This is a genomic window from Blastococcus sp. TML/C7B, from assembly GCF_016612845.1.
Taxonomy (GTDB): Bacteria; Actinomycetota; Actinomycetes; order Mycobacteriales; family Geodermatophilaceae; genus Blastococcus.
Genome location: NZ_JAEOAA010000001.1, coordinates 2,168,002 through 2,190,868, shown reverse-complemented (window position 1 = coordinate 2,190,868; position 22,867 = coordinate 2,168,002). Strand labels below are relative to the sequence as shown.

The window sequence follows — 22,867 nt, the reverse complement described above, 5'->3', positions numbered from 1 at the left end:
ACGGTCCTGCCTATCGGCTCGTCAGCGTGCCGGAACGCGACGCGCTGCGGGAGTGCCCTGCCTCGATGGGGGCGGACGCGCCCGCCCACCGAGCGGCCGGTGCGCGGTACGGCTCAGGCCTCGAGCTCTGCGGCAAGCTCCTGCAGGGCGGACAGCCGGAACGGGTAGCTGAGGCCCGTGGCGGTCGTGCCGACGCGCAGGTACACGCCGTCGGCCTCCAGCTCCAGGTCACCGTCCCAATCGAGGGCGTCTTCGATCGCGTCGACGCTGTCAACGTCGAGCGCAGCCGCCAGCCCGTCCTCGTCCCACACCACATCCGGTGCGTAGCGCAGCACGTACTCCCGGCTGGTCAGGTCGGGGTCGAGGAACACTGCGGGGTCCATGACCGTGTACCGGTCGGTCTGGCGCAGCAACTGCTGCTCCCATACCTGCGACACCGACTGGCCCAGCGCGCGGTGTTCGGGGCGCGGCAGGGACCGCTGGTAGGCCTGGTTGTCCGGCGGCAGGACGTGCACCACGCGGACCCGGTCGGCGACGCCGGCCTTCTCCAAAGCGTGCGCCAGGAGCTGCTGGCGCACCAGCTGGTAGAACGGCTCGTCCAGCAGCAGATCGAAGGGCAGCACACCGTCACGGATCGGGCCGGCGGGGTCGGCTACCGCCGCGGCGTACCGTCGGCGTCGGGTCTCGTCGCGTGCCGGCTCCGGGTCGCGCAGCCGGTAGGACTCCGTGTACTTCCACTCCACCAGCACCAGCTCCCGGCCTCCATCGGGGGCCCGGTGCAGGAAGGCCGCGTCAACGCTGGTGCAGCGCGCGCCGCGGATCCGGTCGCTACCGGGTGCCTCGCTGAAGAAGTCGGTCGGCCCGATGTACTCGAACGTCAGGTACCGGCCCGGCTCGATCTCCAGGACCTCGCCCACCGGCACGGTGCTGCCGAACGCGGCCGCGACCCGGGCCGGGTCGCTGACCGTCTGGCCCAAGGCGTTCACGCACTGCACCTGCGAAGACAGCAGGTGGTTGCCCGGTCCGCCGCCGATGCCGGCATGCCAGGGAATGCCCAGCTCGGCGAACAGCGCCAACGCGGCGTCACGCACGTCGGGCAGCAGGTTGTGCTCCGCGAGTGCCGCCGGGAGGCAGAACTCGTACGCCGGGCCGCCCGCCCGGCCGTCCTTGGCGACGTACGGCGCCGGGGCCTTCGCGGCCGTCGGCAGTGCTTCGGTGTGGTGCTTCCATGCGGCGGCGTGGCGTCGTTGCTCAGTCGAGTAGCTCATCTGCGGCGCACGCTACGGCGGGGGTACGACAGTTCCGCCGACGCTCGCTGACCGGCCGCACCGGAGACCTCCGATCGGGTGAGATCGCTGCTCAGCGCCTCGAGTCGTGCTCGCTGCTGCCGATGTCGTCAGTGCGCGGCGTCGTGGTCCAGACACGGTGGCGCGCCGCGGCCGAGGCTGGACCGACTCGGCTGCCCTCCGCTCGGTCCCGACCTACTGTCACTAGGCCGGGGCCGAGCGGAGACCTATGCCGTGGCCAAAGGTCAGCGGACAGCCCCCGACGACCTGAACCGGTACCGGCCTCTGCCGTCACGGGTGAAGTCGGCGTAGCCGGCGGTGCCAACTCCGGTGGCGTCGGCGCACAGGTGAGCGCCGATCATCGTGCGGATCGTCGACTCCGCGTAGCCGGTGCCGCGACGACGCATCTCCGCGATGACCTCGGGCATCGTGAAGGCGTTTTGACCGCTACGGCTGACGACGGCCTGAGCCGCGGCCAGAATTTCCGCCCGCGCCCCTTCGCGACTCGAGCGCTTCGCGATGACGGCGGCGTCGGTGTGGGCCGCTGCCTCGCTGGCATCGACTCCGGCCGTTATGACTCCGGTGACTAGCTCGGCGGCGGGCAACTGGTCGATCCGGAACGCGTAGAGCAAGAGCCCCTCACCCGCCGGCTCGATGACGGCACAGGTCGCCGACACGGTGCCCGACACCGCAGCAGCACCGATGGCGCGGACAGCCGTCACCGGCAGACCGGCCAGAGCCGAAGCGGGCAGCGTCATGGTGCCGCCGACGGCCTCGGGCCAGGCAAGGCCGTGACGAAGACAGGCGTTGATGACATAGCGAGCGAGCCGGTCGTTGAGCAGCTGCACCACCCACCGGTCATCAGCGGGCACCGCGGCCACGCGCAGAAAGTCCCGTAGCAGCTCACCGAACGTCATCGTGTCTGGCGAGAAGCCGGTGCGGCTGTCCCGCGGGTACTTCAGCTCCACTGCGACGCCACCGGGCGGGTCCACGACCAGGTCGAGCTTGCCTCCGGCGAGTTCGGGGGCGAGGACCTCGGCAGCCAAGCGCCCCGGTGCGACACCGAACTGCTCCAGCACAAGCACCGTCTCCAGCCGCACGGTGTCCTCGGTCAGCAGATGCCCGCGGCCGGCCGCCCGATGCGCCGCCACCCGCGCCGCCACCGCGGCCCAGATTCCCGGCCAGTCGATCACCGCAGCATCGTGCCCCACCCGGTCCTCCCCGGCCTCTCCTGACGCACCGTCGGTTCCGCCTTCCTGGATGCGGGAGTTCCGCCCGTTACGGTCCGCGCCATGGTCACCCCTCCCCCGCCGGACGTTCCCGAAGGCTGGCCGCGGCCGGCGTCCAGCGAGCTGGAGTACGCGCGAGAGGTGACGATGGAGGCACTTTCCGACGACACCGCCCGACCGGCCACCGAGCGACTCGGCAAGCACTACGACCCCGTCCGGCGAGGCGCCGGCACAACTTTCCTCGAACTGGCGCCCGTCGACCCGACCACCATCACCGCGGCCGACCTGCACGCCCTCACAGTGCTCAACGCCGGCGTTGACGCGTTGACCACACGGCGGCTGCTCAGCGACCCCGGCATCCGCGCGGACATCGAGCAGGGACTGGCCGGGCTGCCTTCTGACGCAGACCTCGCAACGGCCGACCACACCACGTTCGGGACTGCCCAGACTTCAGTTGACTCGTCTCGGTAGGGGCGGTCAGGCCGCGTGAGCGGTCTGGGTCAGTGTCTCGAACTCGATAGGGGTCATGCGGCCGAGGGCGTCTTGGCGCCGGCGGCGGTGGTAGGTCTTCTCGATCCAGACCACGATCGCCAGTCGTAGTTCCTCGCGGGTGGTCCAGCGTTGTCGGTTGAGGACGTTCTTCTGCAGCAGGCTGAAGAAGGACTCCATGGCGGCGTTGTCAGCACACGCTCCGACTCGGCCCATCGAGCCGCGCAACTGGGCCTCGCGCAGAGCCCGGACGTAGGCGTGGGAACGGAACTGGCTGCCGCGGTCCGAGTGCATGATCGCGCCGACCGGGCCGCGCAGCAATGGCATTACGGAGCGCGTTGACCGCCAGCTCGGAGGTCATCCGGGCGTCGATGGAGTAGCCGACGATCCGCTTGGAGCTGGCGTCCTTGATCGCGCAGAGGTAGAGCTTGCCCTCGGCGGTGGGGTGTTCGGTGATGTCGGTCAGCCACAGCTGGTTGGGGCGCTCGGCGGTGAAGTCCCGGCGCACCAGGTCGTCGTGCACCGGCGGTCCGGGCTTGCGGTTCAGGCCGCGCTTGCGGGAGTGCACCGACCACAGCCGCTGCGAGGTGCAGAGCCGGTTGACCCGGTTGCGGGAGGCCCGCAGCCCCTTGTCGGCGAGTTCGTCGGCGATGAACCGGTAGCCGAACTCCGGATCGTCGTGGTGGATGTCGATCGCGGCGTTGATCAGGTGCGCGTCGTCCCAGTCGCGCTGACTGACCGGGTTGGCCTGCCACTTGTAGAAGGCCTGCTTGGAGAAGCCGAGCACCCGGCAGGTCACCGCGACAGGGATCTTGTCGGCGGCGAGGTCTTGGACCAGCGGGTACATCATTTTGGGAGGACGTCGCGGGCGAAGTACGCGGTCGCCCGGCGCAGAATCTCGTTCTCCTGCTCCAGCTGCTTGGCCCGCTTGCGCAGCTCCCGGTTCTCGGCTTCCAGGTCGCTGCCGGTGCTCGAGCCGGCCGGCGGCGAGGTCTTGGCGGCCAGGCCGTCGTCGCGGTCGGCGATCTTCAGCCAGCGTTGCAGGCAGGACTCGGAGATCCCGAAGCTCTTGGCAACCTGTGCGATCGACTGGTCGCCCTGCCGGGCCACCGCGATCACGTCACGCCGGAACTCCTTGGGGAACGGCTTGGGCACGGTGCTGATCCTTCCAGCGAGGCCGAAACCTCACAGGCAAGGAGTCAACCGAACCCTGGGCAGTCCCTTCGAGGCGATGGAGACCTTGGCGGGAGCGATTCACGGCGGTTGCTGCGACCCGTGGGTGGCCAAGCCCAACCCGTGGGTGACCTCAGCGAAGCTGTGCGCCCGCAAGCGCCCTCGACTGTTCCCGGTGCGCGACCGGGTGGTCTGCGAAGGGCTGGGGCTGTACGGCACCCCCATCCGGCGGTATGGCACCCGCCGGGTCGACTGGCAGGTGATCGCATTCCTGATGCGCGACGAGGCCATCGGCCGCCGCCTCGTCAAGCTCACCGAGCAGGTGAGGACCTCCCACGGCGTGCGTTGCGATGATGTGCCACTGCGCGTACTCGACGTCGCCCTGTGGACCTGGCTGCGCCGCGACTGAGTTGACTCCCTAGCGTCTTGGTTTCGTCGACGGCGCACGTCGACGAAACGCGCCCTTCAGGTGCGCGTAGGCATGGTCTCAGCGATGGTTGCCGGTGCAGTCTGGACCTTTGATCACGTGACCTTGCGAAGCCAGCAGCCCCGACGGTCACGGTCGGGGCAGCTGCATGTCCGCACCGGTCAAAGGCGTCATCGGTCAGGTCAGCGACGCCCGCCGGGCAGTCAGCAGGCGCGGCTCGACGCTGTACGAGCCGTCGCTGTGGGCGTGGAAAGCCTGCAGGGCCAGTAGCCGCTCAACGACCTCTCTGGCGGAGCTGTCCATGTCGGCGGCGACGTGCAAGTCGGCCCGGCTGACCGGCTCTCGACCTGAGAGCCCGACGCCCTGGGGTCGAGCTCTCGCTGTTGCTCGGGCGCCCTCGCAGACTCAGTCCCACGCCGCTCGCGCGGGCGGTTGGGAGCCAGTGCTGCCGGGACAGCGAGAACGCACCGGGGCCATGGACGCGCAGTGACCCCCGAAGGGCCCGATGCGTACTGCCTACTGAGGCGGGATCGGGAGGGAGCTGTAGTCCCCGACCAGCTTGATGCCGATCTCGGCGGCTACTCCGTGGAGCCACTCGAGCGAATCGGCCTTGACGTAGCGGAGGCCGTCGATGTTCTTGATCGCACGGTCCTCGCTCCCCGGTCGGTCAGCCCACCCGTTGACGGCGCGAGCGTCGGGGTAGCCGGCCTTGAGCGCGTACTTGCGCACCTCGCCAGTGGTGGCTCCGCGACCCTGAGTCGCGTTGATGCGGGCGATTGCGCCGACGTAGGTCACGCTTGCCATCCCCTTGTGTGCCCTGGGGGCGTCGTGCGCGGGGTCCTGGGGCAGCGGAACCGGGTCGACCAAGGGGTCGTACTCGATGAGGTCCCCGTCTGCAGCCGCAGTGGCCGCGGGCGGTGTTGTGGGCGACTCGTCCAGGCCGTCGAGCGAGGCCAGGAAGGCCTGCGCTCCCGCGCGCATCGCGGCCTCCAGCCGGGAGGAAGGGTCGGTGCTATTGCGGTTCATGGCGCTCCTCGATGTTCTGTGAAGTGCTGTGAAGGTGCAACAGTACGACAGATTGAAGGTTCTGGAAGTGCAGTTGCAGTACAGATTCACCTGGAGTCCGGAGGGGCCCGACCCCCTGCACAAGGTCGGGCCCTTTGGTCCGAGTCGTTGCGCGACAGCTGGGCGGTGGCCGCGCGGCCGATCATCGTTGTCCGGCGCAGCGGTCACGATCGGCCGGTGCAGAGCCGCTGACCGAAGCGGGTCAACTCCACTGACCCAGCAAGCGGGTGGCCAGCGCCGTGTTTATAATGCCGCATTCGCGGCATGCTCGGCCGGTGCCCTGAGCGGCCCACTCTGGGGCCAGCGCGGGGACGTACGGTTCGCGCGTGGCCGCGCCCGCATCCGTCCTAATCCCTCGATGGCGGCGCCTTGACGCGGCCATGAGCCGTGCCCGGGCTGCGGACGTCGGCTCGGCCACGGAGATGCCTGACGCGGTTGTTGCTGTCCTGCACGCGATGTACGACCTCTGGGAGGTCTGGCGGCGGGAAGCGCAGCTCAGCAGAAGGGCACAGAACGAACGCGCGGGTCGCGACGGCGGCGGGCAGACGGCTGCTGCGCTGATCTCTGCTCGCGGCGGCAGGATCATGAGCCCGTCGACTTCGCGAGGAACGAGGGCTTCGGACGCCAGCCCTTCGGGGTCACCCCCTTCGGTGGTGGCTGGTACTGGCAGGAGTACGTCGACGACCGCGAGGAGGAACGTGCCAGCTGGTACGCGAGCCGCGTCCGATGGAAACCGGTACTGATGCCCCTGGAGGTTGCCTACGAGCGGCTGGTCTCCCAGCCGGAGATCGATCACCCCTAGGGCCCACTCTGAGCGTTACCCCGACGCCCTAAGCGGCCCAATCAGGGACACCTGAAGCAACCGCCAGAGATGGTGATCGGGGTGAGCGCTGGGTACTTCTGGCGCGCCCACCCCGGGTGCCTGCACAGGTGTCCCGCCCCGGGTTCAGTGGAGGCTCGGTACTGACGGGGGGCGGGACACTCACCACCCATGGATGCCGTACAACAGCGCGGCCATGACGGTGCCGCCCATGAACTGCTCCCCCGATAGGCAGCGGCTCCACGCCGACTCCGAGATGCCGAACGTGCGGCCGAGGCGGCGCCTGTCGCCGTGACGCCGGACAGCCTTGTAGCGCAAAACGAGATCGTGCTGCACACGTGCGACGGCGGCGGACACCGGATCACCGCCCGGCGGAACAACACATTTCGCTTCCGGCGTACTGCCGAAGCCTCGTGGGATGTAGGCGCGCGGAGTCAGCGTGCGGCGGCGATCTAGACGGTTGGCACCCGGTCGATTCACGAGGGCAGTGGTGCCGGCCCGCGGGCAGCAGGCATTCGCCGCGGTCACCCGGTCGGGCGGGAAGTTGCCCAGCCATGGCCGGGCAGCTTCCTCGATCTCGATGCGCCGCCACACGGGCGGCACGTGCGCTTGGGGCCCCTCGCTGACGTGCAGCGACCCCACTGAAGGGACGTATCCCGTGGACGATCAGTCCCCCGGCCCGAACAACCCCGACGCCAGCCCCGGCGAGGCGTCGCCCGCCGCCACCGGTTCCTTCTACGCCCCCAGCGCCGGCGCCGAGGAGCCCAGCCCGCCGCAGGAGGCGGGTGAGGACGCGGACGGCGCCGCCGCGGAGGCCGCACCGGAGCCGCCGGAGGCTCCGACCGCCCCTGCGACGTCCCCGCCCCCGTCGGCGGGCGGGCCGGGACAGCGCCGGATCACCAGGTACACCACCACGTCGACGACGCGCACCGAGACGTCGACCGACGAGACGATCGTCGAGGACGTCCAGATGGCGCCGCCGGTATGGGCGGCGTCGTCGGGCGAGCACCCGCGGCCAGTGGGCTGATGAGCGCGCCGGTGGCGGCCGGTGCCGCCCTCACGCCGTGGTGGATTGCCTACCCGCAGGTGTGGGAGCTGGAGCGGAAGGAGCTGGCCGCCGCCGGCGCGACCTGGACACCTCTGGCCTTCGACCACGTCGCCGCCGGCCGGAGCGACGGCGTCGCGGCGCCGTCCCGGGGGCTGATGGTCAGCTGGCCGCACCCGGCGCCGCAGCCGGGTGACCCCGACCGGCTCGAGCTCTCCGTCCACTACCCGGCTCAGTTCCCGTGGTGGCCGCCGACGGTGCTGCTGCGCGAGCCCCTCGCCGGGCTGCACCGCCATCGGGACCCGATCATGGGGACGCTGTGCCTGCTCGGGGGCGAGCAGGAGTGGCTGCCCTCCACCACCCTGGCCGCACTGCTCACCACTCAGCTGCCGCTGTTGCTCGCCGCCGGGCGCACGAGCGGTGCGGATCCGGCGACGCTGGCGCTGGAGACCGGCGCGGAGCCGGTGTGGACGCGCCTGATGCCGGCCCGCGGCGGGCTGCTGGCCGACTCGGGGTGCCTGCCGCCGGCCGGCGTGCCCGGCGGCCTGGCGGCCCTGGCCGTGATCGGTGCCCTCCCACCGGTGCACGCCCTGGTGCAGCTGCTAGACGGGGACGGGGAGTTGCTGGCCGCGAGCGACCTGTACGCCGGCCTGGAGTCGGTGCAGATCCCATGGGTGCGGCTCACCGACCTGCCGCCGGGCCGCCTGATCGCGGCCGACCTGTGGCGACGAGGCTGGGCCCAGCTGGCCGCCACGGTGCCCACGGCCACCTACCTCCCCCGGCTGCAGGCACTGCTTGTGCTGGTGCCGTCCGAGGCCGGCGATCGTCGGGCCTGGGAGGAGTACCTGCTGCTCACCCTGCGCGCCGCCGCGCGGACCGGTGAACGCCCAGCCGCTGGCGACCCTCCACCGCCGGGACAACTGCCACTGTTTCCGGTCACCGAGCTCTGGCCCGCCGACCCGAACGCCGCAGAAACCGCAGACACCGCTCCGACCGAACAAGCGAGCGCCCGGGCGCGGCTGCGGGTGACGGTCCACCGCAGTCACGCCATCGGCCGAGACGACCTCGCCGCCCGGCTACCGGGCAACACCGGGCAGCAGCTCTCCGGCGCCACGGTCACCGTCGTCGGCGTGGGCGCGGTCGGCGGCCCGATCGCGCTGGAGCTAGCACGTGCTGGCGTCGGCATCATCCACCTTGTCGATGGGGACCGGCACGAGGCGGCCACGGGCTCCCGGCAGATTCCCGCCGTCGCGGACGCGGGTGAGTACAAGGCGCTCGCCGTCGCGCGGCGCATCCTCGAGCACAACCCCCACGTCGAGCTCACCTGCGGCTTCCGCCACCTCGGCCGCGACGACGGCCAGGAACTCCCCCGGCTGACCGGGAGCGATCTGGTCGTTGACGCGGCCGCGAACCCCACCGTTTCCCGTTTCCTCGCCGCGCACCTGCGGCGGACCGGCACGCCCCTGCTGATCGCCTCTGCCACTGCTGGCGGGTGGGGCGGGGCGATCGTGGCGCAACCCGCGGCCGGCGGCGGTTGTTGGGAGTGCGCCCAGCTGCACCGTGCCGAGCGCACGCTGCCGTGGCCTCCCGCCGAGGACGGCGCGTGGCTGACCCCGGTGGGATGTTCGGAGGCCACGTTCGTCGGCGGCGCGTTCGATCTCGGTGAGGTTGCGCTGCAGGCGGTGCGCACCGGACTGGCCATCCTCACCGCCCCTGCGGACACGGTGCGGCGATCGCCGTACGGGGACGTGCAGGTGTTGTCGCTACGCGGGCGTCGGGGGCCGCAGCAGCCGCGCTGGCAGTCCCGCCGCCTGACTGTGCACCCCGACTGCGCCCTTCACGCGCTGCGGTGAGCACAGCCGCGAGGGCAATCACTGGGCGGCGGATCCTCGGCCGGGCGCAGTACCGGGCCGCACTGCACCGAGGTACCGCCCCCGCCCCCGGCCAGATCTGGATCGCCGGGCGACTGACGACGGCTGCGGGCACCGAACGGTGCCCGCACATGTTCTACGACGACGAGGAACTGGCCCGCTCCAGTCAGGTGGGCGTGCTCGTGCACGCCACCATCGGCACCCTGGCCGCGCGCACCCGCACGCCCACGGCGGCGGAGCTGCGCATCGCCGCCGACCGCGCGATGCACATGTTCGCCCCGATCGAGGCACGCGCCCACCGGCAGAACATCGCCTCGCTGACCGGCAGCTACTTCTGGCACCTGCTGCCCCCTCCCGGCTGGCTGTTCGCCGGCACCGAGCTGGACGTGGGTGTCGGCCGGATCGACCTGCTCTGGCGCGACCGCGACGACCGGGTGCTGATCGACGAGATCAAGGCCGGCAGCCCCCGCGGGATCTCGCTGGCTCGCACCAGCGCGCAGGTCACCCGCTACGGCGACTGCGCAACCCGGCTGTGGCCGGACCAGTTCATCGGCATCCGGCTGCTCAGCCTCACCGAGCCGCACCGCTCGGTGTTCGTGCGCTCCGACGGCGGCCGGATGCCCCTGTTCCACACCGACGTCGTGACCAGAAGGAAGTGAGCTCCGTGAACACCCGCGAGCCGAAGAAGAACACCAACAAGCCCAAGTACATGCGCACTGCCCGGGACCGCGCGGTCGACGCGCTGATGGAGCTGGCCAAGACGCGACCGGTGACGCCGGACGACGTGCGCCGGGAGGCGGCGAAGGTCGGCTACAGCGCCCGGCAGGTTCAGCGCGCCCTGGACGCGAAGACGCAGGGCCGGTCGCTGCCGGGTGCGGCGCGGTTCGCGGTGACCGAGGCGGTCATCACCGCGGTGTTCCTGTGCTGCGGCGGACTGGCGCAGGCCTACCAGCTGCTCGCGGGCAGCATGTCGCTGCCCAGCGAGAGCACCTTCCGCCGGTGCGTGCGCGCGGCCATGGGCAGCCAGATCGAGTACGCCCGCGGCGGGTCGGCCGGCTACCGGGACCACCAGCTGTACCTGCGCAACGACTACCCGCACCGGATGCACAGCGTGCTGCTCGACCACACCGAGCTGCCCATCTTCGTCGTGCCGCGCGGGTACAAGACGGCGGTCAAGCCGTGGATCACCGCGGTCATGGACGGCTCCACCCGCTACGTCCTGTCCTGGGTGGTCACCTTCGGGCGGCCCACCGCCGAGGAGGTCCGGGCGTCGCTGGTGCAGGCGATGACGCTGCGCGTCGCCGGGGACGGCGAGACCATCGTCGGCGGCAGGCCGATGAAGGCGGTGTGGGACCGCGGCCTGGAGTTCCTGGCCACCCTCATCACCGAGTCGTGCCTGCGGCTGCAGGTCATGCCGATCGCGTTGGCCGCATACTCCCCGCACTTGAAGGGCCGTCTCGAACGGTTCTGGCTCACCCTCAAGCGCAGCCTGCTTCCGCCGCTGCCCGGCTACAGCGAGGGCCCGCACGACCTGCGCGGTCAGCACGCCATCGCCGACAACGCCCTCGGCGAGGACGAGTTCCTGGTGCTGCTCGATGAGTGGATCACCGACTACAACACCAACCACGTCGTCAGCACCATGAAGATGACGCCGCTGCAGGCCTGGAAGGCCGACGGCACCCCGCTGGAGGAGATCGCCCCCGAGCAGCTCTGGCACGACTTCCTGACCTCCAAGGACCGCTGCAAGGTCAGCAAGAACGGCATCCGCTGGGACACCATCGACTGGGTCGCCCCCGAGCTGGTCGACGTCATCGGCCGGCACGTCGAAATCCGGCACCTCCCCCACGACCGGTCCTTCATCGAAGTGTTCCTCAACGGCGAGCACCTGTGCACCGCCATTCCGGTGCAGGAGCTGTCCGACGAGGAGCGGCAGGCCACCATCGAACGCCGGCAGGCCGCCCGCGCCCAGGCGCAGAAGCGCTTCACTACCGCCAACCGGATGCGCGTCAAGAACCACCCCGGCACCTCCAAGATTCGCAAGGACAAGGACGGCAAGCGCCAGGTCATCGGCACCTCCGATGACCTGCTGTCCGGTGGTGACGACGCGCTCAAGCAGCTCCTCGGCCAGCTCGACGCGGACGGCGCCGACGGCCTCGGCGGCGTTCACGCGCAGCTGCGGATCATCTGATGGCCCTCGCCGGACTCGAGGAGGCGCGAGTGGTCCGCACCCCCGCCTTCGCCCGCATCGCAGACACCGCCGCCCTGGTGGTCCCCCGCCACGAGATCGCCCTCATCCACGGGCCGCACTCCACCGGCAAGCGCACCGCCCTCAACACCTGGCTCGCCGGCCAGGAGCTGCCCGTGGCCAGGCTGACGCTCGCGGGCAACGAAAGCGGCCGCAAGCTGCTGCAACTGCTGCACGACCAGGTCATCGCCCCCGACGACCTGCCCGAACGGGACCTGCAGGACGACCTCGTTGAGGCCCTCGCCGCGCAGCCCCGGATCGTCGTCGTCGAGCACACCGAGCGGTGCACCGCCGAGGCCGCCGGGCAGATCGAGTGGCTGCACGGCCGCCCCGGACAACAGGCCGCCTGGTTCCTCCTCGGCGGCCCGCAGGCGGCGAAAGCGATCGGCCGCGACCCGCTGCTGTGGGACGCCATCTGCGCCACCGTCGAAGTCGCTCCCCTGACCGATGAGGTTCTGCTGCGCGCCCTGCGGGGCATGCACGACCTGTTCGCCGGCGCCGACACCGACCTGCTCACCGAAATCGACACCCGTGTGTGCCACGGCGTCCTCGGCCGCTGGTCGCGGTTCCTGCAGCACGCCATCCACCTTCGCGACCAGGCCGTCGCCCTCGGACGCGAGCGCCCCGTTCTGGACCGCCCGTTCGCGAAGGCGGTGCTGGCGTCCATGCCGGCCACCGTGCTGAAGAAGCGCTGACCGATGTCCCCCACCATCCTCAGCGTCGACGTCACCGGCGCCCCGGTGACCATCCCGGCCCATCCGCCGCTGGTCACCGGGGCCCTGTGGGCCGAGATCCGCCCCGACCTGCGCCGGCTGCACGTGCTCGCTGGCGACCTGCTCGCCGCCCTCGGCAAACGCCGCGACCTGGCCGGCACCGGCCGTAACGAACAAGACGACGTCCGCCACGCCCTGGCCTGGATGTGCGCACACGACATCGCCGACGTCGTCCTCACCGAGGCCCAGCGGCTGCACCCGGTGCTGCTGAACAGCCTGGTGCGGCTCACCGACACCGCAGGGGCGCGGCTGTGGCTCCTGCACCGGCCGCCGCGCAGCGACACCTTCGTGCGCGCACTGGGACGCCGCCGCAGCGCCGCCACCGCCGACCTCGCCGCACCCAGCGCCGCACCCGCGCCGCACCTCCCCGTGCCGGTCGACCTGCCCGCCGTCCCCGCCGCGGAGTTCACCACCTTCCGCAGCGCCTACCGGCGCACCCTCAGCGCCGCCGACGCCGCCCGCGTTGACGCCGTCTTCAGCACCACCGCCCGCGACTGCACACAGGGCCTGCGCGCGCACGGCGCTACCCGGGGCACCGTCGCCGACCTGCTCTACGGCCTGCTCAACCCCGCGCCGCCGGACGCACAGCTCACCGTCCAACTGCGCGCACTTCAGGCCGCCGCCTGGCACCACGACCTCTACGTCAAGATCGACCTCGCCCGGCTGCTGCACGGCGAGGAACGCCCCCGCATCCCCGCCGCCGTCGCCGACGCCGCCCTGGCCCCCTACCGCCAGCCCTACCGGCCCATCACCGTCATGCTCACCCGCAACAGCTGGGACCTCGCCAGCATCGGAGCGATCCGCATCAGCGACGCCGCCGGCGACGGGGCCACCCTCGCAACCACCACCGGCCGAGTCTCGTTCGGCCCGCACACCGCCCGCGCCGTGCGCGCCCAGGTGCAGTTGCGCCGGGCTGCCGGCGCGGAGGACAACGACCCGCTGCTGCCACACAGCCCCAAGGCCCTGGCCAAGGCCCTCACCGAGGCGGCCACCGACCTCGGCCTCCACGTCCACGGCCGCCGCGCCGAACGCACCCGCGACCACACCGAAGGCGCGCTGCGGGCCCTCGGCGTCACCGTGGAGGCCCTTCCGTGATCGACGTGAACGCAGTGCGCCGGCTGCGCACCGATCGCGGGCTGTCCCAGCGCCGGCTCGCCGCCGCCATCGGCGTCGACCCGCTCACCGTCAAACGCCTCGAGGCCGGCGCCGACCCCGGCGACCTGCCCCTGCGCGTCATCGAACGCCTCGCGCACACCCTCGCGGCACCACTGCAGGACCTGCTGCTGCCCCAGCACCGGGCAGGCGAGGACACGCAGCTGGGCCCGGCCGTGGGCGCCGCACTGCTCGCCCACGGCCGCACCACCGTCACCGCCCTCGCGACCGCACTGCACGCCACCGTCGCGGAAGGTCACCGAAGCCATCGAGGCGCTGAACTACCAGCTGCCCGACGCCGGGATCGCGGTCTCCCGCCACCACGACGACGTCTGGCTTGTCCCGCACGTGCACACGCCTGCGGACGTCGCAGCTGACCGCCCGCTCACCCTCGCCGAAGCCCGCCTGCTGCGCCGCATCCAGCGCGGAGAAGATGTCCGCCGCAAGCTGAGCCGCACCGGCCGTGAACTCACCCTGCCCGCCCTGCACCGCCGCGGCCTCGTCGAGGACCACGGCGACGGCCCCGTCCTCGCCGCGCACGTCGCTACCTCTCTGGAGACTGCGTGAGGGCGACGTGGCATGGGCCAGCGAGGAGCCATCCGGCACCGTCGGCGTCCGTCCCGGCACACCCGCGACCCGGCGGAGCCCGGGAGCCCCACCTAGGCCCGTTCCTGAGCCGCGCGACGCCGCCCCGCTTCTCAGTGCGTCGACGGTCCGTTCGAGACACGTGCAGGCCAACGCACCAGCGCTGCATCCGAACGGTGCATACCCCTGCGCTGCATGCGGGCCGGCAAATCGGAGACGTCCGGGCAACAGATCCACCTCGGCGGCCCCGTCAACTACCCACCGGTTCCACCAGCGGGTACACACGCTGGCCGGCAGCAGCGCGATGGTGTCGTGGCCGTCGTCGGCCGCCTGAACCATCCGCTCGAGGAACCGCGGGAGCAACCGCGCGGAGTACGGGGGGTTGCACCAGATCGATGTTCCGGGCTCCACGAAGTCCGACCAGCGGACCAAGGTCGCGTCCCTGCGGCTCTCCACGGGATTCGTCGGCCCCAGCCAACTGCCGGGCACGAGCGTCGACTCCGCGCACGCTGCGGCGTCCAACCCCAGGTCGTACACCGACACCCGCTCCCTGATCTCCGGCGGCGTCCACCACTGCGACCAGTCCGGCCCCGCCTGCAGGCGCTGCTCCCGGCGGCGCCGGCGCGCCCACATCGCCTGCCGGCAGCGCTGCCCGCAGTACTCCCGCGGCCGACCCGTCTCCGCCTGCGCCAGCGGTTCCCGACACCCCACGCACACACGACGCCGACCCACATTCGCAGCTTCGTTCCGTCGACGTGCGCATCGACGGAACACACCCGACCGGAACCCAATCCGTGATCCGACCGTGACTGGCTTGGTCCGCCGGAAGCGCCTCGGTCCGGCAGCGCACATGGCGGGGAATGCGTTGGGGCCGGCGATGCGCCCGCGGCCAGCCCCCTGCGGGCTCTCGCTAGGCGCAACTGCCGCAGCGCCGGGCAACGGAGTCCGCGCATCCCGCGGGCGAGGTCGAGGACCCACCGTCTGGTGAAGGTGCGCGCCCCGAAGGCAGCCGGGCGCACCCACCATGCTGCTGCCGCGCGTGTGGTGGCGGGCGGCAGCTGCTCAGCGGCGCGCGGCGCGCGACCGAGTCAGGGCGTCGGGCAAGGTCCGCGCCTCGTTCACCACGTGCTGGGGAACGAGCAGGTACTGCCACTCACCGTGCTGGCCGTCGTCGGTGACGTACCGGGCCCACTGCTCGGCTGCCGCGCGCTTGCTCTGTACGACCGGGTCGTCGACGCGGTCGTCGCCCTTGACCTCGAGCAGGTAGTGGACGCTGGAGATCTCGGCGTGGAAGTCCGGGCTGTAGCGGCCGCCCTCCCACTCCACGACGAACTCGCCGCGCTGGATGCGCGCCCACACGGTGACCTCGGCGGCACTGTCGAGCAGGTTGGCGAACCTCCGCTCGGTCTCGCTGTCGAACCAGTTCAGCGGGTGCAGGGCCCGCTCACTCCACGTGGAGTAGGCGACCCCGCGGCTGAACTTCCCGTACCGGTTGGGCTCCACCGGCCGGCCGTTGGTCCGCGTAGGACCGAACGCCGTGGTGCTCACGCTCCGGTCGACCACCTCGGGGGCAGCCCGGTACTCCTTCTGCAACATCCGCTGTACCGCGGTCAGGGTCTGGTTGACGTACGGCGCCACGTTGTCGGCGCCTCCGGCGGCGTCGACCAAGACGGTCGCGAGCCGCTTGGCCGCGTTGAGGTCGGAGCGACGCGCGGAGTCGATGAACTCGACGGCGAGGATGCCGTTCTTCAGCGAGCCGACCACGTCGCCGTACGGCAGCTCGGGGGTGCTCGCGTCGATGATGTCGGCGGCGTCGGCCGGCACGAGACGCAGCCCAGTCGGACTGCTGGGGTCCTCGACCACATCCAAACGCTTGCGGGCCAAGCTTCCACCGCCTGCGCCGGCGACCTGCTTGCCGATGTCGGCGAGGAGGTCCTCGTCGACGTCGGAGAGCGCGAACGACCGAGCGACGACGGTGCGCTCCACCTTCGGCATGACGATCTCGCGTGCGGCGGTGATCGGCGCAGCGACGCTCTCGGCCTGGGCGTTCGCGTCCCGCAGCCGTTCATCCAGCGTGGTAATGGTTGACCCGCCAGTGGGTTCGTCGGCCGGTGAGACCGGAACCGGGGTGACGGCGTCGCTGCCGTCCACACCCGCCGCCGCGGGGGCGACATCGGTGTCCGCCGCGGGCTGCGTCGCCTCTGCCGGTGTCAGTTCCGCAGAGCGCTCAGCGGTCGGTCCGTCGGTCGGAGGCGCAGGTTCGTCGACGTCTGGAGCGGCAGGGTCGTCGCCGGTGGGGGCATCGACGACGCGGGTCACGTTCGGCACGTCGGTCGGCACCGGGACGACGCGGCGCTCGACCAGGCCCTCCAGGAGGACGCCAGCTCGCGAAAGCAGCGCGTCGTATCGCTCGTGCGAGAGCACCTCGACGGTGTCGAGCAGCTCGACGCCGGTGTAAGAGCCCCACGGCAGCCGGAGGCCGCGGCCGAGGGTCTGCTCCGTCAGGACGTCGGAGATCGACGGACGCAGGGAGCAGATGACGTAGATGTTCTTGACGTCCCACCCCTCCTTCAGCATGTCGACGCTCACGATGACCCTGACTGGGCTGTCGGGCTCCTCCACGGCCCCCAGCCGCGCCAGGGCGTCGTCGGCAGCCTTGCTGTGGACGGTGAGAACGCGCTGCTCGTAGTCGTGCTCGTACAGGCCGGGGCGGCGAAGCACCGCGGCGACTGCCTGCGCGGAGTCGATGGTGTCGGCCACGACGAACATGACGGCGTGGATGCGTGGAAGGCCGTGAGCGTCGGAGTACGCGTCAGCCGCCTTCTGCTTCGCGTGCAGGAGGGAGACGCCGTCGCGCAGGCGCACCTCGACGCTGTCCGCGGTGTCTGTCCGACCGACGAGCACCGGGGTCTTGACGTACTTGTCGGCGATGGCCCTGGCCAGCGGGTAGCGGTAGACGATCTTCGACAGGTCCGACTTCGCCGGCGTGGCCGTCAGCCCGACGAGTGCCAGCGGGTCCAGGTCTCGGATGGCTGCGGAGAACGACGCCGCTTCCTCGGAGTACACGTGGTGCTCGTCGGCGATGACGACCAGGTCTGGCCGCGACTTCAGGTAGGCGTAAAGGTCTTCGCCGAGCCACTCCTGGAACTTGCGGGTGCGGCGCGTGACCTTGTCCGGCTTCGTCAGCGCATGGACGGTGAACACGAAGAGCTTGACGGTGTCCTCGTCGCCCAGCGCGGTGGCCACGTCTCCGGTGTTGAAGTTGTCGACCGTGACGATGGTCGGACGGGTGGTCATCCCGCCGAGCACCGACTTCTTGTGTCCCTCGGTGAAGTTGTTGACCGTCTTGTCCAGGATGGTGCGCCCCGGGGTCACCACAAGGACGTTGCGGACACCGGACTCGGCCAGGTACTCGACGAGACCGGCGGCCAGGTAGGTCTTGCCGACGGCGGTAGCCAGATCGCACACGGCCTCCGTCGAGGCCCCGGCTGCGGCGTCGATGTGCTTGGCAACGGCGGCCAGAGCCTCGGCGTTGGGCACCCGCAGGTCCAAGCGCGCGGCGACGTCGTCGATGAGGGCCTGATCGAAGGGCACACTGAGGTGGTCGCTCATGCCGTGTCACCGTCCGGGGTGGAAGTCAGGGAAACCAGCTGGCTGGGGAGGATGCCGCGGCGCGCGAGGTCGCGCGGCACCTTCCGGACCTTCGAGCCGCCCCTGCGGGCCGCGAGCAGCTCCTCGGCACCGGGCTCGATGGCCTGGGCCACCACCAGGAGGGTCTCGCGGTCGGCGAGCTTGGAGAGCAGCAACTCGGCCACGCCGGCGGTCAGCATGCCGTCCAGCACCGCGAGCCGGCTGCGACCCCGTCGGCCGGTGAACGGCCCGTCGGGCTCGTACTCATAGCGCACCTGCGCACAAATGGCGCGAGCGAGCTCACCGCCGACCGCCCAGTCGGCGAGGTACAGATCGCCGTCCTCGTCGGCCTCGAACATGCTCGAGGCGACGCGTACGAGACGGAACCCGCCGCCGCCCGCCCACGCTGCCGTGCCGGTCACCCCTCCGGCGTCCTCGCCCTTGACCACCTTCTCCAGGCGCGGCCGCACGAACGTGTCGATGTTGCTCTCCGACAGCTCCACGGTGACGAAGCGGCGGCCCATCTTGTGCGCGACCGCCGCCGTCGTGCCGGAACCGGCGAAGCAGTCGAGCACGATGTCGCCTGGGTCGGAGGCGATGTGGATGATCTGTTCCATCAGCCGCTCGGGCTTCGGTGTCGCGAAGATGGCGCTGCGGCCCAGCAGGGAGACGATCTCGCCCTTCGCCTCGCGGTTGTTGCCGACCTCCTCGTGAGCCCAGATGGTGGTCGGCACCAGGTCGCCGAGCTCGCTGCGGAACCGCTTGCGGAAGGGGAACGTACGGCCGGTCTTGCCCCACCAGAGGCGATCATCGGCCCGGAGCTCCTCGAAGCTCGTGGGTGACACGCCCCAGTAGCGGCCGGCGCGCGGCGTGAACTTGTCGCCGTGCGGACCCGTCACCTCGTACTTGCCGTCGTTGTAGGGCTTGGCCGCGGTGAGGTCCGACCGGCGCCAATCACCTCGCGGGTCGTTGTCCGGGTTCCAGAAGTCGGCGTCGCTCTTCGAAGTACGAGCGACCCGGTTGCGGCGCCACGCGGCCTTGTTGCGGGCGTACACGTGGATGAAGTCGTGGTCGGCGGAGAAGTGCTGCGCGGAGTTGTTCCGGCTGTGGCTCTTCTGCCAGATGACCGTCGCGACGAAGTTCTGGGCACCGAAGACCTCGTCGAGCACGCAGCGGGCCCGGTGCTGCTCGACGTCATCGAGGTGGACCCACACGCTGCCGTCGTCGGCGAGCAGCCGTCGGATCTGGTTCAGCCGGTCGCGCAACATGGTCAGCCACACCGAGTGCTCGACGGCGTCGTCGTAGTGGGCGAACGTCTCCCCGGTGTTGAACGGCGGGTCGATGTAGACCAGCTTCACCTTGCCGACGTAGGCCTCGGCCAGGTCAGGCAGCGACGTCAGCGACGTCAGGGCATGCAGAGCGTCGCCGTGCACCAGGAGGTTGCGTTCGGGCTCGTCACCGATGTCGGCTACTGGGGCCAGCAAGCGCACCTCTGAGACACGCCAGTCGGTGGGCTGCACCCACTCGTACCGGTCCGCCCCGTGTGACAGGAGCCGCATGTCCTTGTTCGACCACGACAGCTCCAGCCGTCGACCACTCGCCACAGTTCCTCCTTGGTGACGCACGGTACGTGCCTGACGGACCGTGGAGGACCGCTACTGCGGGCATGTCGCCCCTCTGGCCCCGCTCGTACCGCCGGATCCGCGCGCGGCACGTGTTGGACTGCCAGCCGCGCCCAGTCAGCGACACCCACGTCCAGACGACGTCACTCCACGAGGCATCTTCCCTACCGGTGAGCGCAGTGGTCCGGCCTCGGCCATGTCCGTATGGGGCGGGGCAGCTGGCGGAAACCCATGCGTGTCCGCACCGACCGCACACCAACTGCCCGACCCCCGAGCGACGGGATCCCGCCGAACTCCCCCAGGGTCCCGAGCTGCCGCCCGCGACGGCGTGACGCATGTCTCTCGTGCGCCTACGATCATGACGCACCGGTTCCACGACGACCGGTGGCCTCAACCCGCCGTTCACGGACCGTCGGCGAGGTCGTCGACAGGTCGGGCGGGACGGGGGAGTGCGTGAGCGAGTACGACCAGTGGCTGCTGGTCGGTGACGTCGAGGCGGGCCTGCAGCTGCTGCGCCGGATCGCCGCACAAGCCGTTCGCACCGGCCCCTTCCCGCCGCCGCAGGGCTACGACCGGTGGAGCGACGATGCAGTCGACGAGCTGCTGGTGGAGATGATCGCCAAGAAGGGGAGTACCGCGTTCCTGCTCGACGCCCTGGCGTCGGTCGACAACCAGGGCTCCGCGGAGCGGTACCTGCTGGCGACGGTGCAGAACTTCCAGAAGGATCAGGCGAAGGCCACCGAGCACGGGAAGCTGCGTGAGCGCCTGAAGAACGTGCTCGGCAAGGACTCCCGGTTCATGTTCGTCACCAGCCCGCACGACGGCTGGCGGCTGGTCGACGGTCCCGCTGAGTGGTGGCAGGGTGACATCGCCGACCTGCACCGCACCGCCCTGCGGGTCCGCGGGGTGTCCATCCCCTCGTGGAACACCGCCGGCCCCACCGCTCGTCCAGCTCAGCACGCCCTCGCAACCGTGGCCGTCGCGGTGCTCACCGACGCCAACGGCACCGTGCGGGCCGAGGACCTGGCCCAGATCCTGCTGGAGCGGTTCCGCCACGAGATCGCGCCGGAGACCGTCGGCGAGTTGTTCCTCGCGGACGGCGATGAGCAGATCGGGCGCACCGACCAGGAGCTCGAGCACGCACTCACGGGCATCAGCGCCGAAGAGCTGTGGGCGCGGCTCACCAGCGAGCAGCGCGCCATCGTGCCCTACCTGATCACGCCGGGCGACGCCGCCGCGCAACTCGGCATCGGTCCGAAGGAGGCGGCCGCACGCCGGGCTCAGGTCATCGAGCTGGTTCGGCTGGCGACCGTCGACGACCCCCGCGCCGACGAGGTGGTGATGGCCTTGCTCGACATCGCCTCGCTGCCGGCCCGGCCGGCCGGGGAGATGGCTCGTCAGTCCCTGGAAGAACCGGCCGACACCGAAGGGAGGATGAGCTCGTGACCGAAGTTGAGGGCACTGCAGCTGCCCGGTTGCGAGCGGCCCTGACCGCAGCGGCGCTCCCTGCGGCGGTCCGACGAGCATGGACAGATCAGCCGCCGACACCCGCGCCGGGGCAGATCTGGCGGGCCCGATGGGGATCCACCGCCCAGTTGCTGCTCGTCGTGGACGCCTCCCGTCGCTCCGTGCGGGCCGTCCCAGTCACCTTGGACGTCGATGCCGCCGACGACAGCGCAGCCATGCTGAGCGCGGAAAGTAGCGATCTCGCCTGCTCGCTGGTCGTGTGGCTTGCCGACGCCACGTTGCTCCCGTTGCGCGTCATGGACCGCTACCTCGGATCGTTGACTGTCAACCTCGGAGAATTGAACGCCGCCGACCGCGGCCGGCCAGTGCTCACCGCCGCTGATGACCGCGCCGTACAGCGGGCGAGACGGCAAGACATCCTCGACACCTTCGTCGCTGCCCGCTGGGCCGCCCGAGGGAAGCGGCAACCTCAAGGAGCTCCTGCCCTCATCTGATGTCAAGGGCCTAGCGCAGGTGCTTCAGGTGCCCGAACGCACTGTGGTCGCGCTGCGCCGGGGCCGGGCGGCGCTCACTTCCGAGCAGGCTGAGCGTCTGGCACCCGTCGTGCACCTGCCGGTGGAGAGGTTGCTGGCGGCCAACCCGCCACTACCCGAAGACCTCGTCGCCGATCTGGATCAGCCCGGCTACCGGGCCAAGGTGGTCGCCCTCGCCGAGCGTCGGGGCATCGACGAGATCGAGGCTTGGCTGACCGCCGGCTTCGCTGTCGCCGCCGTGGCCCACCGGCAGACCGAAGGCGAGAAACCGGCCTGGACCGACCGCCTCGATCACTACTTCGCGCTGGTGCTCGATGAGCCTTGAGATCCCCGTGCGCCGCGACACCGTCCGCCGGCAGGCGCAGGCCATGCTCACCCTTCTCGACAGTCTCCTGCCCGGCCGCCGCGACGCGCTCGGTCGGGATCCGGTTGAGGTCCTGCGCACCTGGCCGGAGGTGGACTACCGGGAGGTGCCGCCGGCCGAGACCGGCAGCCGATGCAGCGTCGCCGGCGCCTACTACGGCTCCGAGGATCCACCTCTGCTCACGGTGGCCGACGCCACCAGCCCCGGACGCCGGGCGTTCACCGCGCTGCACGAGCTCGGCCACCACCTGCAGCAGTCCGATCCCGACCTCGCCGAGACCGTCGACCTGCACGAGGGCGCCGCTGATCAGTTCGAGGACGCCGCCTGCGACGCCTTCGCCGCCGACGTACTCCTCTCCGAGGAGCTCGTCGCCCGCCATCTCCCGGCGGGCACGCCGACCGCCGACAACATCGTGGCCCTGCGCCGCGGCGCCACGGCCTCCCGCGCCGCCGTCTGCGTCCGCGCCGCGCAGCACCTGAGCTCACCCGGCCACGTGCTGCTCCTCGACGCGGAGGGCACCGTCCAGTTCGCCGCCTCGCATCTCATGCCCCGGCCCGGCCGCGGCAGCGACCAGAGCACCGCCGAAGTCATCCGCCAGGCCCTCAGCAATCCGGCCGGACAGGGCCGGTCCCGCGGCCGTACCCGCCTCCGGTACCGCAACGGCATCCAAGGGGACGAGCTGTACGCCCAGGCGGCACCGATGGACGGCTACCTCGTCGTCGTCGCCGTCACCGACCACGCCCCCTGGGAGACCGGGTTCACCCTGCCGATCGCGCAGACCGGGCCGACGGCCGCCTGGCGGATCTGCGTCCACTCCGAGTGCGGCGAGGACTTCCAGACCTTCGAGGGCCCCTGCGCTCGTTGTGGTCACCACACCTGCACGAAGTGCAGCCGCTGCGCCTGCGCCCCGGTGGTGAAGGAGCGGGACTGCACCCGCTGCGGCCTCCGCCTCCCGGCACGGCTCTTCGACGGCGACGCCGACCGCTGCCGCGACTGCTCCTGAACTTCCTGTCCTCGATCGCCCTCTTCTGCCGAGATGGCTCGTCTGTCCCAGGTGAGGCCCCACGGCCCACCGCCGCGCAGCACCGACC

At 71.0% G+C, this 22,867-nt stretch carries 20 protein-coding genes and 2 pseudogenes; 14 read left to right on the top strand and 8 right to left on the bottom strand.

Features of this window, described 5'->3' with window-relative positions:
* Positions 1-113: 113 nt before the first annotated feature.
* Complete coding sequence (locus JKP76_RS10665) at positions 114-1,268, bottom strand: hypothetical protein (protein ID WP_200490804.1); 1,155 nt, start codon at positions 1,266-1,268, stop codon at positions 114-116.
* A gap of 263 nt (positions 1,269-1,531) precedes the next feature.
* Entirely contained in the window at positions 1,532-2,479 is a 948-nt protein-coding gene (locus tag JKP76_RS10660; RefSeq protein WP_200490803.1) for a hypothetical protein, read from the bottom strand.
* A 99-nt stretch (positions 2,480-2,578) separates the two neighbouring features.
* Between JKP76_RS10660 and JKP76_RS10655 the strand changes: the two genes are divergently transcribed.
* Positions 2,579-2,986 (top strand): DUF6308 family protein, encoded by a 408-nt coding sequence (locus JKP76_RS10655; RefSeq protein WP_200490802.1) that lies wholly within the window; start codon positions 2,579-2,581, stop codon positions 2,984-2,986.
* 6 nt (positions 2,987-2,992) lie between these two features.
* On the opposite strand, the pseudogene JKP76_RS10650 reads toward JKP76_RS10655, so the two are convergent.
* Positions 2,993-4,159, bottom strand: a pseudogene (locus JKP76_RS10650) (IS3 family transposase).
* 124 nt (positions 4,160-4,283) lie between these two features.
* Between JKP76_RS10650 and JKP76_RS10645 the strand changes: the two are divergent.
* On the top strand, positions 4,284-4,586 hold the full coding sequence (locus tag JKP76_RS10645; protein WP_200493157.1) for a DUF6308 family protein: 303 nt from the start codon (positions 4,284-4,286) through the stop codon (positions 4,584-4,586).
* A 534-nt stretch (positions 4,587-5,120) separates the two neighbouring features.
* On the opposite strand, the gene JKP76_RS10640 is transcribed toward JKP76_RS10645, so the two are convergent.
* Positions 5,121-5,630, bottom strand: coding sequence for a hypothetical protein (locus JKP76_RS10640; protein WP_200490800.1), 510 nt, complete (start codon positions 5,628-5,630; stop codon positions 5,121-5,123).
* Positions 5,631-6,651: 1,021 nt separating this feature from the next.
* Positions 6,652-7,083, bottom strand: coding sequence for a hypothetical protein (locus tag JKP76_RS10635; RefSeq protein ID WP_200490799.1), 432 nt, complete (start codon positions 7,081-7,083; stop codon positions 6,652-6,654).
* A gap of 64 nt (positions 7,084-7,147) precedes the next feature.
* Here JKP76_RS10635 and JKP76_RS10630 point away from each other — a divergent pair, with 64 nt between their 5' ends.
* The 8 genes from JKP76_RS10630 to JKP76_RS10595 are packed head-to-tail and all read left to right on the top strand — an operon-like array spanning position 7,148 to position 14,142.
* The gene (locus tag JKP76_RS10630; protein ID WP_200490798.1) at positions 7,148-7,516 is read left to right on the top strand and encodes a hypothetical protein; all 369 of its coding nucleotides are present in this window, start codon (positions 7,148-7,150) and stop codon (positions 7,514-7,516) included.
* The gene (locus JKP76_RS10625; RefSeq protein ID WP_200490797.1) at positions 7,516-9,387 is read left to right on the top strand and encodes a ThiF family adenylyltransferase; all 1,872 of its coding nucleotides are present in this window, start codon (positions 7,516-7,518) and stop codon (positions 9,385-9,387) included. The genes JKP76_RS10630 and JKP76_RS10625 overlap by 1 nt, the downstream gene beginning before the upstream one ends.
* Entirely contained in the window at positions 9,384-10,064 is a 681-nt protein-coding gene (locus JKP76_RS10620) for a PD-(D/E)XK nuclease family protein (RefSeq protein WP_200490796.1), read from the top strand. Before JKP76_RS10625 ends, JKP76_RS10620 begins: the two co-directional genes overlap by 4 nt.
* A gap of 5 nt (positions 10,065-10,069) precedes the next feature.
* Entirely contained in the window at positions 10,070-11,593 is a 1,524-nt protein-coding gene (locus JKP76_RS23415) for a Mu transposase C-terminal domain-containing protein (protein ID WP_200490795.1), read from the top strand.
* Entirely contained in the window at positions 11,593-12,345 is a 753-nt protein-coding gene (locus JKP76_RS10610; RefSeq protein WP_200490794.1) for a hypothetical protein, read from the top strand. Before JKP76_RS23415 ends, JKP76_RS10610 begins: the two co-directional genes overlap by 1 nt.
* 3 nt (positions 12,346-12,348) lie before the next feature.
* On the top strand, positions 12,349-13,518 hold the full coding sequence (locus JKP76_RS10605) for a hypothetical protein (protein WP_200490793.1): 1,170 nt from the start codon (positions 12,349-12,351) through the stop codon (positions 13,516-13,518).
* Positions 13,519-13,523: 5 nt separating this feature from the next.
* Positions 13,524-13,952, top strand: a complete 429-nt coding sequence (locus tag JKP76_RS10600; protein ID WP_309232912.1) for a helix-turn-helix transcriptional regulator — start codon at positions 13,524-13,526, stop codon at positions 13,950-13,952.
* Positions 13,924-14,142: a hypothetical protein gene (locus JKP76_RS10595; RefSeq protein WP_200491441.1), complete on the top strand. Its 219-nt coding sequence runs from the start codon at positions 13,924-13,926 to the stop codon at positions 14,140-14,142. The genes JKP76_RS10600 and JKP76_RS10595 overlap by 29 nt, the downstream gene beginning before the upstream one ends.
* 234 nt (positions 14,143-14,376) lie before the next feature.
* Here JKP76_RS10595 and JKP76_RS24010 read toward each other — a convergent pair.
* The 3 genes and pseudogenes from JKP76_RS24010 to JKP76_RS10585 form a co-directional block, all read right to left on the bottom strand.
* Positions 14,377-14,793 (bottom strand): annotated as a pseudogene (locus JKP76_RS24010) (DNA N-6-adenine-methyltransferase); the annotation flags it as partial.
* 429 nt (positions 14,794-15,222) lie between these two features.
* The gene (locus JKP76_RS10590) at positions 15,223-17,772 is read right to left on the bottom strand and encodes a DEAD/DEAH box helicase family protein (RefSeq protein WP_200490791.1); all 2,550 of its coding nucleotides are present in this window, start codon (positions 17,770-17,772) and stop codon (positions 15,223-15,225) included.
* Complete coding sequence (locus JKP76_RS10585) at positions 17,769-19,274, bottom strand: site-specific DNA-methyltransferase (RefSeq protein ID WP_200490790.1); 1,506 nt, start codon at positions 19,272-19,274, stop codon at positions 17,769-17,771. Before JKP76_RS10585 ends, JKP76_RS10590 begins: the two co-directional genes overlap by 4 nt.
* Positions 19,275-19,865: 591 nt before the next feature.
* Here JKP76_RS10585 and JKP76_RS10580 point away from each other — a divergent pair.
* The 4 genes from JKP76_RS10580 (at position 19,866) to JKP76_RS10565 (ending at position 22,779) form a co-directional block, all read left to right on the top strand.
* Entirely contained in the window at positions 19,866-20,858 is a 993-nt protein-coding gene (locus JKP76_RS10580) for a hypothetical protein (protein WP_200490789.1), read from the top strand.
* Between the two features lie 182 nt (positions 20,859-21,040).
* Positions 21,041-21,373 carry a hypothetical protein gene (locus JKP76_RS10575; RefSeq protein WP_200490788.1) on the top strand — a complete coding sequence of 111 codons (333 nt, stop codon included), beginning with the start codon at positions 21,041-21,043 and terminating at the stop codon, positions 21,371-21,373.
* A 28-nt stretch (positions 21,374-21,401) separates the two neighbouring features.
* Positions 21,402-21,737 carry a hypothetical protein gene (locus JKP76_RS10570; RefSeq protein WP_200490787.1) on the top strand — a complete coding sequence of 112 codons (336 nt, stop codon included), beginning with the start codon at positions 21,402-21,404 and terminating at the stop codon, positions 21,735-21,737.
* Positions 21,727-22,779 carry an ImmA/IrrE family metallo-endopeptidase gene (locus tag JKP76_RS10565; RefSeq protein ID WP_200490786.1) on the top strand — a complete coding sequence of 351 codons (1,053 nt, stop codon included), beginning with the start codon at positions 21,727-21,729 and terminating at the stop codon, positions 22,777-22,779. Before JKP76_RS10570 ends, JKP76_RS10565 begins: the two co-directional genes overlap by 11 nt.
* Positions 22,780-22,867: the final 88 nt, after the last annotated feature.

Coding starts and splice junctions, on each gene's coding strand:
- JKP76_RS10565 (WP_200490786.1), top strand. CDS start 21,727: ATGAGCCTTGAGATCCCCGTGCGCCGCGACACCGTCCGCCGGCAGGCG.
- JKP76_RS10655 (WP_200490802.1), top strand. CDS start 2,579: ATGGTCACCCCTCCCCCGCCGGACGTTCCCGAAGGCTGGCCGCGGCCG.
- JKP76_RS10605 (WP_200490793.1), top strand. CDS start 12,349: ATGTCCCCCACCATCCTCAGCGTCGACGTCACCGGCGCCCCGGTGACC.
- JKP76_RS10665 (WP_200490804.1), bottom strand. CDS start 1,268: ATGAGCTACTCGACTGAGCAACGACGCCACGCCGCCGCATGGAAGCAC.
- JKP76_RS10590 (WP_200490791.1), bottom strand. CDS start 17,772: ATGAGCGACCACCTCAGTGTGCCCTTCGATCAGGCCCTCATCGACGAC.
- JKP76_RS10625 (WP_200490797.1), top strand. CDS start 7,516: ATGAGCGCGCCGGTGGCGGCCGGTGCCGCCCTCACGCCGTGGTGGATT.
- JKP76_RS10640 (WP_200490800.1), bottom strand. CDS start 5,630: ATGAACCGCAATAGCACCGACCCTTCCTCCCGGCTGGAGGCCGCGATG.
- JKP76_RS10610 (WP_200490794.1), top strand. CDS start 11,593: ATGGCCCTCGCCGGACTCGAGGAGGCGCGAGTGGTCCGCACCCCCGCC.